General features: G+C 49.2%; 9 protein-coding genes. 7 read left to right on the top strand and 2 right to left on the bottom strand.

The window, feature by feature from the left end; genetic code table 11:
• The 3 genes from GKAS_RS25160 to ymdB form a co-directional block, all read left to right on the top strand.
• Positions 1-431, top strand: a 431-nt coding sequence (locus GKAS_RS25160; RefSeq protein WP_167540429.1) for a hypothetical protein, incomplete at its 5' end; no start/stop codon positions are given.
• Positions 432-747: 316 nt separating this feature from the next.
• On the top strand, positions 748-1,056 hold the full coding sequence (locus tag GKAS_RS20815; RefSeq protein ID WP_147281549.1) for a type 1 fimbrial protein: 309 nt from the start codon (positions 748-750) through the stop codon (positions 1,054-1,056).
• Between the two features lie 71 nt (positions 1,057-1,127).
• Positions 1,128-1,685 carry an O-acetyl-ADP-ribose deacetylase gene (gene ymdB / locus GKAS_RS20810; RefSeq protein ID WP_035897069.1) on the top strand — a complete coding sequence of 186 codons (558 nt, stop codon included), beginning with the start codon at positions 1,128-1,130 and terminating at the stop codon, positions 1,683-1,685.
• Here ymdB and mdoC read toward each other — a convergent pair.
• Entirely contained in the window at positions 1,682-2,842 is a 1,161-nt protein-coding gene (gene mdoC / locus GKAS_RS20805) for a glucans biosynthesis protein MdoC (RefSeq protein WP_035897067.1), read from the bottom strand. The two genes, ymdB and mdoC, sit on opposite strands and share 4 nt — an antisense overlap.
• Before the next feature lie 254 nt (positions 2,843-3,096).
• On the opposite strand from mdoC, the gene mdoG reads away from it, so the two are divergent.
• The 3 genes from mdoG to GKAS_RS20790 all read left to right on the top strand — a co-directional run bounded on the left by mdoG (position 3,097) and on the right by GKAS_RS20790 (position 7,567).
• Entirely contained in the window at positions 3,097-4,650 is a 1,554-nt protein-coding gene (gene mdoG, locus GKAS_RS20800) for a glucans biosynthesis protein MdoG (RefSeq protein WP_035897065.1), read from the top strand.
• Positions 4,643-7,171, top strand: a complete 2,529-nt coding sequence (gene mdoH / locus GKAS_RS20795; RefSeq protein WP_035897064.1) for a glucans biosynthesis glucosyltransferase MdoH — start codon at positions 4,643-4,645, stop codon at positions 7,169-7,171. Before mdoG ends, mdoH begins: the two co-directional genes overlap by 8 nt.
• A gap of 168 nt (positions 7,172-7,339) precedes the next feature.
• A complete protein-coding gene (locus tag GKAS_RS20790) occupies positions 7,340-7,567 on the top strand; it encodes a YceK/YidQ family lipoprotein (protein ID WP_035897071.1) in 228 nt (75 codons plus the stop codon).
• Here GKAS_RS20790 and GKAS_RS20785 read toward each other — a convergent pair whose 3' ends face one another.
• Positions 7,568-7,957: a MysB family protein gene (locus GKAS_RS20785; protein WP_035897062.1), complete on the bottom strand. Its 390-nt coding sequence runs from the start codon at positions 7,955-7,957 to the stop codon at positions 7,568-7,570.
• 57 nt (positions 7,958-8,014) lie between these two features.
• Between GKAS_RS20785 and GKAS_RS20780 the strand changes: the two genes are divergently transcribed.
• The gene (locus tag GKAS_RS20780; RefSeq protein WP_072011450.1) at positions 8,015-9,844 is read left to right on the top strand and encodes a recombinase family protein; all 1,830 of its coding nucleotides are present in this window, start codon (positions 8,015-8,017) and stop codon (positions 9,842-9,844) included.
• Positions 9,845-10,496: the final 652 nt, after the last annotated feature.

Here is a 10,496-nt window from a genome sequence, read left to right as displayed (position 1 = left end):
ATGGGCGGCGGCAGTGGCGGTCACCGATGGCGGCGGTATGGGGGAGATCACTGGTCACGGTGGCCAGGGCGGCGGCAACGGCGGTCACCATGGCGGCGGTATGGGTGGAGATCATGATCACGGTGGCCAGGGCGGTCACGATGGTAACGGTGGTGGCTACGGCAGTGGTCATGGTCACGGTGGGCATGGTGGCCACGGCGGTGGCACCGGTGGTGGCACAGGCGGCGGTAACGGTGGTGGCACAGGCGGCGGTAACGGTGGTGGCACAGACGGCGGTAACGGTGGTGGTACTGGCGGCGGTAACGGTGGTGGCACAGGCGGCGGTAACGGTGGTGGTACTGGCGGCGGTAACGGTGGTAGCACAGGCAGCGGTAACGGTGGTAACAGCGGAGGCAATGGTAATACAACCAGCATTAATTTTGGTTCTTTGAACAGTGATTCGTCGAGCTTTGTGAATGCAGGCAGTGCAAATCTGTGCAATCAGCCGGGGGCTGCGGGTTGTAACTTCCGTTAGTCATCATTATTTCTGGGCCGTAACCATAAAGGTTACGGCCTTTTTTACGATAAAAAGAGGAGTGATGATCGGGTATGCGGCTCATAACCATACAAATAATCTATGAGAAAAATACTTGAAATCAAAGACTAAGCACACTAATGTAAATGTAATGTTTACAAAATGTGTATTCACCACGAATTTCAGATCAGGAAGGGTAGATTCACGGACGATCTTGAATGAGGGGCGTTACCATGAAAACATTTCTTCACTCTTTTACCGTACCTCTCTCCCTGCTGATTCTTAGCAGTACGCCATCATTGGCTGCCTCGGACGGGATCATTCATTTCCGCGGACAAATTGTTGAGACTCCTTGCGACTACCAGTCTAGCTCTCAGCGCATAAACGTGAGCTGCTACGAAAATGGAAAATACAAAGTACAAACCACTAATGTTAGTGATTTGTTGCAAGGGGGTAAGTTAACCAACGCAAAAGCGACCGCAAGCATGAGGTGGGTCGACCCTGAAAAAAAACTTGCGATATTAACTGTGGTCTATGAATAGACTGAAACGAAGTTGCGGTCGGCGTTGTCTATGGTAGACAATATTTCTGTCTTAGTTAGAGGATAGTGAGCATGACCGTACGAATTCAGGTGCTGCAGGGGGATATTACCCACCTTGAGGTGGATGTTATCGTCAATGCAGCCAATCCTTCATTGATGGGCGGTGGTGGTGTTGATGGTGCGATTCACCGTGCCGCTGGCCCCTCGCTGCAGGAAGCCTGTGCCGTTGTCCGCCAGCAGCAGGGAACCTGTCCGCCCGGACATGCGGTGATTACGCACGCGGGTAACCTGAAGGCAAAGGCGGTCATCCATACTGTCGGACCTGTCTGGCAGGGTGGGGGAGAGAATGAAGCGTCTTTGTTGCAGGAAGCGTACCGTAATAGTCTGCAGCTAGCGTTGGATAATGGCTATCACAGCCTTGCTTTCCCGGCTATCTCAACGGGAGCCTATGGTTATCCGCCGAAAGACGCTGCCGAAATTGCGGTGGGCACGGTAGCGGCCTTTCTGACCCGTCGTAGCTTGCCGGAAGTGGTTTATTTCGTCTGTTTTGATGATGAGACCACGCAGCTGTATCAGCAGTTGCTCAGCCAGACCCATATTCCGGGTCTGGCAAACGATGCCAATACTTAATGGCTAGCGATCTGCGCTTTTGAGGGCTTTTGCTGCGGCTTACCGGAAAAGAGGAAACGCAGCACAGGAATACGCAGGTGAATCTCATAAAGGATTAACGCGCAGCCAACCACAAAAATCAGACCGGTCAAGAAGCCCAGGGTATTCGAACTGATGGCCGGCATGATCCAGGCGCCAAAGAACAGCGTCAGCGGGTGGTGTACCAGGTAGATAAATAAAGAAGCGTTGACGAAATAGGTCACCCGTGCGGACTGGAAGTTCAGCATGCGGTGGCCAAATGAGAACACCACGTTCACCATCCATACCCCAAGTACCATCGTAATCACATATTCCGTTTCATACATCCATGCTTCACCTGAGCCAAAATGCTGATTCAGGCGGTAAGCAATGAAACCAAACAAAGCGGCCACAATGCACCACGGTGAAGGGGTGGTAAACAGCGTTTTCAGCTTGGGATGGATAAACGCCAGCGCACCAAGAATAAAGAAGGGAACATAGAACAGCGTCTGCATCACGACAAAGTTAAACAACCCATCGCTAAGTATTGGCGGGTAAAGCAGGAAAAGCGTTCGACGAATTGCGGCATAAACGATCCCCAACGCTAAAAACATCAACGTGAGTTTTGCCATCGACATATTGTCGAACATATCGGTTCTTCTACGCATCTGACGGCGGCGCATCAGGCGAAACGCCAGAATGCCAAGCGTGGTCAATACCACCAGAACTAATAGGAACCATAGGTGCGACACCAGTTCCCACGCGAGCGTATTATATTTGTCGTAAAAAGAGAGCGTATGCCAGCTTTCCGTCTTACCCTTAACGTACTGCAGCATTAAAAACTGCGGCAACGTCAGAAGAGGGATGGCGGTAAGCATTGGAATACCGACGCGCTCCACGCGTACTTTCCACCATTTTTTCATGGGATAGCGTAAAAACAGCATATAGGAAAAGTAGCCGGAGATAACAAAGAACACCTGCATGCGAAAAGCATGAACAAAATCATTGAATAACGTCAGCCACCAGGAGGGTGAAGCGCTGTTCATATGCCAGGTGTGGCTGGAGTAAAGCAGAGAGATGTGAAAGGGTATCCCCAGGAGCATCAGCCAGGCCCGAATGGAGTCGAGGAAATATTCACGCTGTGCGGGTTTGTTATTCATAGGGTTAGGTACGATTCTCGGACTAATCGCCTTACCTGATAAGACGATAAAGTTTACATTCGTTCGCAACCCTACACTAACTCTGGTTACCTGTCTCCAGGATAAGCACGCAAAGTGCAAAGCGCGGTTAACGGTTGCTTACTCCATAAGCCACTGTGCTGAACAATACGGGGATTATGTTGTCGGATTGCTTGAATTTCCAGTAAAATGGATCGGATCGATTTAAGCACACAAAGGGGGAAGTGCTTAGTTATATGAAACATACACCACAGATGATGAAACTGCGTTGGTTAGGCGCAGCCGTAATGTTGTCCCTGTGTACTTCATCTGCATGGGCATTCACTATTGATGACGTTGCAAAGCAGGCAAAATCGCTGGCTGACAAGAGCTATGAAGCGCCAAAAAGCAACCTGCCTTCCGTCTTCCGCGATATGAAATATGCGGACTACCAGCAAATCCAGTTCAACCACGATAAGGCATACTGGAACAATATAAAGACCCCATTTAAGCTCGAGTTCTACCATCAGGGTATGTACTTCGACACGCCGGTGACCATTAATGAAGTCACGGCAACCTCCGTGCGCAAAATTAAGTACAGCCCGGACTACTTCACGTTTGGCGACGTTCAGCACGACAAAGACACGGTGAAGGATTTGGGCTTCGCCGGTTTTAAAGTGCTTTACCCGCTGAACAGCAAAGACAAAAACGATGAAATCGTCAGCATGCTGGGTGCGAGCTATTTCCGCGTTCTGGGTCAGGGCCAGGTTTATGGTCTCTCTGCGCGCGGCCTGGCGATTGATACCGCATTGCCGTCAGGTGAAGAATTCCCTCGCTTCCGTGAATACTGGATTGAACGTCCAAAAGCCACCGATAAGCGTCTGACTATCTATGCGCTGCTGGATTCTCCGCGTGCGACCGGGGCATACCGTTTCGTAATTATGCCTGGCCGCGACACCGTGGTTGACGTTCAGACCAAAATTTACCTGCGCGATAAAGTGGGTAAACTGGGCGTTGCGCCATTGACCAGCATGTTCCTGTTCGGGCCAAACCAGCCTTCTGCGACGACCAACTATCGCCCGGAACTGCATGACTCCAACGGTCTTTCTATTCATGCGGGTAACGATGAATGGATCTGGCGTCCGCTGAACAATCCAAAACATCTGGCCGTTAGCAGCTTTGCCACCGAAAACCCGCAGGGCTTTGGTCTGCTGCAGCGTGGCCGTCAGTTCTCTCGCTTCGAAGATCTGGATGACCGCTACGACTTGCGTCCAAGCGCCTGGATCACGCCGAAAGGCGATTGGGGTAAAGGTACCGTTGAGCTGGTTGAAATTCCAACCAACGACGAAACCAACGATAACATCGTCGCTTACTGGACGCCGGACAAGCTGCCGGATGCTGGTAAAGAGATGAACTACAAGTACACCATCACCTTTACCCGTGACGAAGAAAAACTGCACCCGACCGATAACGCGTACGTGATGCAGACTCGCCGTTCTACCGGTGATGTGAAGCAGTCCAACCTGATTCGTCAGCCGGACGGTACGCTGGCCTTCGTGGTGGATTTCACCGGCGCAGACATGCGCAAGATGCCGCAGGATACGCCGGTAACGGCGCAGACCAGCATTGGCGACAACGGTGAAATCGTCGAAAACAGCGTGCGCTACAACCCGGTCACGAAAGGCTGGCGCTTGATGCTGCGCGTGAAGGTGAAAGATCCGAAGAAAACCACTGAAATGCGCGCTGCGCTGGTCAACGACGATCAGACGCTGAGTGAAACCTGGAGCTATCAGCTGCCTGCTAATGAATAACACAACGAAGTATATCGACGCATTGTCGCTTACGGATGCAGAAAAAGCGGCGCTCCCTAACAGCTCGCTTCGTGCCGTGCACGAAGCGCTGGACGACGAGCATCAGGCGATTGCCCGTGATGATGACACGCCGCTGGCCTCGGTCAAGGCGCGTCTTCAAGAGGGCTGGCCAGATTCTCTGGGCGGCGATCAGCTTATCAAAGACGATGAAGGGCGCACCCAGCTGCAGGCCATGCCGAAAGCTACGCGCTCCTCAATGTTCCCGGACCCATGGCGTACCAACCCGGTAGGCCGCTTCTGGGATCGTCTTCGTGGCCGTGACGTCACGCCGCGCTACCTGTCTCGTCTGACCAAAGAAGAGCAGGAGCATGAGGCAAAATGGCGTACGGTCGGTTCTCTACGCCGCTACACGCTGCTGATCCTGACGATTGCACAGACCGTGGTCGCGACCTGGTATATGAAGACCATACTGCCTTATCAGGGCTGGGCGCTGATTAACCCGGCGGATATGGTCGGGCAGAATCTGTGGGTTTCTTTCATGCAGCTGCTGCCGTACCTGCTGCAAACCGGGATCCTGATTCTGTTTGCGGTGCTCTTCTGCTGGGTCTCCGCCGGCTTCTGGACCGCCTTAATGGGCTTCCTGCAGCTGCTGATTGGCCGCGATAAGTACAGTATTTCGGCCTCGACGGTGGGCGATGAGCCGCTGAATCCGGAACACCGGACGGCGCTGATCATGCCTATCTGTAACGAAGACGTGTCTCGCGTATTCGCCGGTCTGCGTGCAACCTGGGAGTCGGTGAAAGCCACCGGCCAGCAGAAGCACTTTGACGTCTACATCCTGAGCGACAGCTACAACCCGGATATCTGCGTGGCAGAACAAAAAGCCTGGATGGAGCTGATTGCCGAGGTTCAGGGCGAAGGGCAGATCTTCTACCGTCGTCGTCGTCGTCGTATGAAGCGTAAAAGCGGTAACATCGATGACTTCTGTCGTCGTTGGGGTAACCAGTACAGCTACATGGTGGTACTGGATGCCGACTCCGTGATGTCCGGCGACTGCCTGACTAACCTGGTGCGTCTGATGGAAGCGAACCCGAATGCGGGTATCATCCAGTCTTCCCCACGCGCTTCCGGGATGGACACGCTGTATGCACGCTGCCAGCAGTTTGCAACGCGCGTTTACGGGCCGCTCTTTACCGCGGGGCTGCACTTCTGGCAGTTGGGTGAATCCCACTACTGGGGTCACAACGCCATTATTCGCGTGAAGCCATTTATTGAGCACTGTGCGCTGGCACCGTTGCCGGGCGAAGGTAACTTTGCCGGTTCAATTCTGTCGCATGACTTCGTCGAAGCCGCGCTGATGCGTCGTGCAGGGTGGGGCGTCTGGATTGCCTACGACCTGCCGGGCTCTTATGAAGAATTGCCGCCGAACCTGCTTGATGAACTCAAACGTGACCGTCGCTGGTGTCAGGGTAACCTGATGAACTTCCGCCTGTTCCTGGTGAAAGGGATGCACCCCGTTCACCGTGCGGTGTTCCTGACCGGCGTCATGTCCTACCTTTCTGCGCCGCTGTGGTTTATGTTCCTGGCCCTGTCGACCGCGCTGCAGGTGGTGCATGCGCTGACCGAGCCACAGTACTTCCTGCAGCCGCGTCAGCTATTCCCGGTCTGGCCGCAGTGGCGTCCTGAACTGGCGATCGCGCTCTTTGCCTCGACCATGGTGCTGCTGTTCCTGCCGAAGCTGTTGAGCATTATTCTGGTGTGGTGCAAAGGGTCGAAAGAGTACGGCGGGTTCGTTCGCGTAACGCTCTCACTGCTGCTTGAAGTGCTGTTCTCCGTTCTTCTGGCACCGGTTCGTATGCTGTTCCATACCGTATTTGTGGTCAGCGCGTTCCTGGGTTGGGAAGTGGTCTGGAACTCGCCACAGCGTGACGATGACTCCACGCCATGGGGCGAAGCCTTTATGCGTCACGGTTCTCAGCTGCTGCTGGGTCTGGTATGGGCGGTCGGTATGGCATGGCTGGACCTGCGCTTCCTGTTCTGGCTGGCGCCGATCGTCTTCTCGCTGATCCTGTCGCCGTTCGTTTCAGTGATTTCCAGCCGTTCGACTATCGGTCTGCGTACTAAGCGCTGGAAGCTGTTCCTGATCCCGGAAGAGTACAACACGCCGAAGGTACTGGCCGATACCGAAGCGTATCTGGAACAGAACCGCGCTCGCGTGCTGGACGATGGCTTTATGCATGCGGTGTTTAACCCGTCGCTGAATGCCCTGGCAACGGCAATGGCTACGGCACGTCACCGTGCAAGCCATGTGTTGGAAATTGCCCGCGATCGTCACGTCGAGCAGGCGCTGAATGAAACGCCGGATAAGCTGAATCGCGATCGCCGCCTGGTGCTGCTGAGCGACCCAGTCACGCTGTCGCGTCTGCACTATCGTGTATGGGCTGCACCGGAGAAATACTCTTCGTGGGTGGCCGAGTACGATAAGCTGAAGCTGAATCCGATGGTGTTAAACGCCAAATAGTGCGGTGCTTCCCCGGCGGCGCTTCGCTTGGCAGGGCTACGAAACCTGTAGCCCGGACGAGGTGCGAAACACCGACTCCGGGGAGGGCTCCAAGCAAATATTTGCCGTAAGGAAATACCGGCCATCAAGCCGGTATTTTTTTGTCTGTTTAATGAGGTAAACGACGTGATAAGAATGATACTGGTGGCCGCCATGGCGATAATGCTCACCGGATGCGGCAGCATTATCAGCCGGACGATCCCGGGCCAGGGCCACGGGAATCAGTACTATCCGGGCGTTAAGTGGGATCTGCGTGATTCAGCCTGGCGCTATGTCACCATTTTGGATCTGCCTTTCTCGCTGGTTTTCGACACCTTGCTGCTGCCGATTGATGCGAATCATGGCCCGTATGAGTGATTAACGCTCGTCCCACTCATCTGCGGCGGCCTGGCCCTCTTCGGTATCCTGCGAGGGCTCAAGCTGATATTCGCCTTCATCCCATTCGTGCAGCGTATTTTCTTCCAGCCACTCCTGACGCAGCTCTATCTCGTCAAAGTCACCATCAAACACGCTCTGCGCTGCCTCACCGCTGAGCATCGGCACGCACTCGCCTGCTTCATCCTCTTCGGCGAAGAACTCGGCCTGCCACATGATGTCACCATCCTGTAGAACGTACTTTTGCATATTGAACTGCTCTACGTCCGCTTCACCTTCCTCAAGTCCGGGGTTATCGGCAAGGAACGTTTCACGTGCCGCATCAATAGCTTCTTCAAGGGTGTTGTAAAATACATTGTCACGTGATGTCATACTATCTCCCTGATTGCGTGAGTGGTTCTGGCTTAACTAAAAGATATAGGTGGTGAGTTGAAAACTGTCAAAGCGTACATTTATTCTCGAGTCTCAAGTTTACAACAGGTTGATTTATTTGGGATTGATCGGCAGATCAATACTGTCATGGATTTCCTAGAATCAGCGAAACTTCCAGATGAACTTGGCTATCAATTAGATCCTAATAACTATGAAGTTTTAGAATCTGATAAAGGTTTGAGTGGCTATAAAGGTGTTAACTGGACTAAGGGGTCGCTTGGAAAATTTAAAGAGAGAGTGGCTAGTGGTGAAATCACGGAAGGTTGTCTGTTGATAGAAAGTGTTGACCGATTTGGGCGTCTAGAAGGTTATGATGCTGTCGGCAATTTCATGTTTCTGATAACACGCAATATTGACATTATCGAAGTTGAAACTGGTCAAATCTATAGCTACAAACTAGAACACAAGTTATCTATGCTCTCAACTAGCATAGAACGTGCGTATCAAGAATCTAAACGAAAATCTAGAATTAGTAAAAAGTCATGGCAAAACCGGAAGAGTGTAGCTGTAGAAAAAAAAAGTGCATTGAATAACAATACACCTGATTGGTTGACGTTAAGTGATGATAAGTACTCGTATAATATTGACCATGAACAGGTTACGCTGATAACCCGAATGTTCAATTTATATGCATCAGGTGTAGGTGTGACAGATATTGTTAAAACACTGAATTCGGAAGGTTATAAGAATAATGGCAGAAATTGGAATACCGTAACTCTATACAACAAACTACGTGATAGAAGATTGAATGGTTATTTGGTAGGGAAGTACAAAACGATAACTAAAAAAGATAGTGAAAGTACTGCTGAAACAGAATACAGAGTTCTATCAAATAAAAAGGCAAAGGAAGAGGCTAATATTAATGCGATTAGAATTTATCCAATTGTCATTGAGGACGAATTATTTTCAAAAGTCCAAATTTTAATGGATAAAAATGTTCAAGGACGTAAGCCAAAAAGCACTACATCTAAGCAGAGAAATCTTTTTAATGGTATATCAAAGTGCATGTACTGCGGAAGTCCGATGATTGTTCAGGCTATGTCAAAAGGTGGGCAATATTTACGATGCTATAGAGAACGTTCAAAAAATGGAGTATGTGAATCTAAGCTTATACGATATGTTGAAACGGAGCGGTTTCTGTTAAATCATATACAAGGTTTAAATTTAGAACTTATCTATGAATTGGATAATGCAGAGAGCAATAACACTGACTTACTTCGTAATCAACTTGTAGCAGTAAATTCAAAATTAGATGAATTGAATAGTAACATGCAGAATGTAGTAGATGAGAGTGATTTATTTTTACTACTAAATTTCAAACGTAAACGTACGGAAGAGCGTGATGAGTTAATTAAAAGGATCAACCAGTTAGAAACTGAAAGTAGTATGTTAACACTTGATTATAACTATGATATTGAAGAGATCTGTGATCACGATAATAGTACTTTAAGAAGAAAAACCAATATTCATATTGGGAAAATTATTCGGTCTATTAAATGTGGTCGATATGATTATGGTGAAAGTGTTATGTATATTTTCGATATTGCATATCATAAGGATTTTTTAAAACATGTATTGATAACGGACAACAGGTGTAATCTCATAACAAATATTTCAATCTGGAAAAGGGAAGAGGTAACGACTTACCAAACACCGACATTTGCGTTAGAGGTGACGGATGAAGAATTGCAATTAACAGTTAAAGAGCGTTTAAGCATAACAGACTATTTTTTGCTATTAAACTATGTTGACGCTATTGATACCTCAAAACCAGTGGCTGATTGGCTACGGGAAAATGCGAACAATGTTTTATTGGAATTAGCTTAGTGAGGGCATCGCAGGATACATGAGTTACGTACCAATGAAGAGAATCCACGTTAGGCTGGTAAGGTAGAGGCCTAACGCAGCCATGTCTATCATGTGAAGACAACTACTATAGGGATAAACAGTAGAGCCACAACAATTCTAAACTAGGATTGAAAAAAGATAGTGGTTACAGTGGGATGCGAGTTTATTGGGATAAAATATACGAAAAAAATGAAAAAAAGAAGAATGTGATGTAATAGATTTTATCGAATGAAGCCTGAAAAACGATTGGCTCTTATAACATAACTGGATTGAAAATTCAACTTTTAAAATTACAATTCCACACCCTGTGGGCTTAATTTTAAAATATTATAAAACGGTTGGCCTGGGTTTGTCAAATTTAATGAATATTTCGCTTAAGTCGCTTTTTGACTAGCAGTATTCGACGCTTTAAGATAGCAACCATCAAAACAACCTTGTTCAATAAGCTCATAAATCTTGAACCGTAGGAGGTGCACAGGACATGACGTTATAATTTACACTAATAGATAATCAAGTTCCGAACACTAATTCATAATATATATGTGGAATTTTTTATAGGTGAATAATGAACAGCAACGAAATATATGTACACGCATACTCACTATTTGGACTAGTGATTGAAATAAGTGAA

Origin of the sequence: Kluyvera ascorbata ATCC 33433, assembly GCF_000735365.1 — a bacterium.
In the GTDB taxonomy this organism is placed as follows: Bacteria; Pseudomonadota; Gammaproteobacteria; order Enterobacterales; family Enterobacteriaceae; genus Kluyvera; species Kluyvera ascorbata.
This window is presented reverse-complemented; position numbering and strand designations above follow the sequence as displayed.

Bases quoted from the DNA above. Each gene is read 5' to 3' on its own strand.
- GKAS_RS20815 (WP_147281549.1), top strand. From the start codon at position 748: ATGAAAACATTTCTTCACTCTTTTACCGTACCTCTCTCCCTGCTGATT.
- ymdB (WP_035897069.1), top strand. From the start codon at position 1,128: ATGACCGTACGAATTCAGGTGCTGCAGGGGGATATTACCCACCTTGAG.
- mdoC (WP_035897067.1), bottom strand. From the start codon at position 2,842: ATGAATAACAAACCCGCACAGCGTGAATATTTCCTCGACTCCATTCGG.
- mdoG (WP_035897065.1), top strand. From the start codon at position 3,097: ATGAAACATACACCACAGATGATGAAACTGCGTTGGTTAGGCGCAGCC.
- mdoH (WP_035897064.1), top strand. From the start codon at position 4,643: ATGAATAACACAACGAAGTATATCGACGCATTGTCGCTTACGGATGCA.
- GKAS_RS20785 (WP_035897062.1), bottom strand. From the start codon at position 7,957: ATGACATCACGTGACAATGTATTTTACAACACCCTTGAAGAAGCTATT.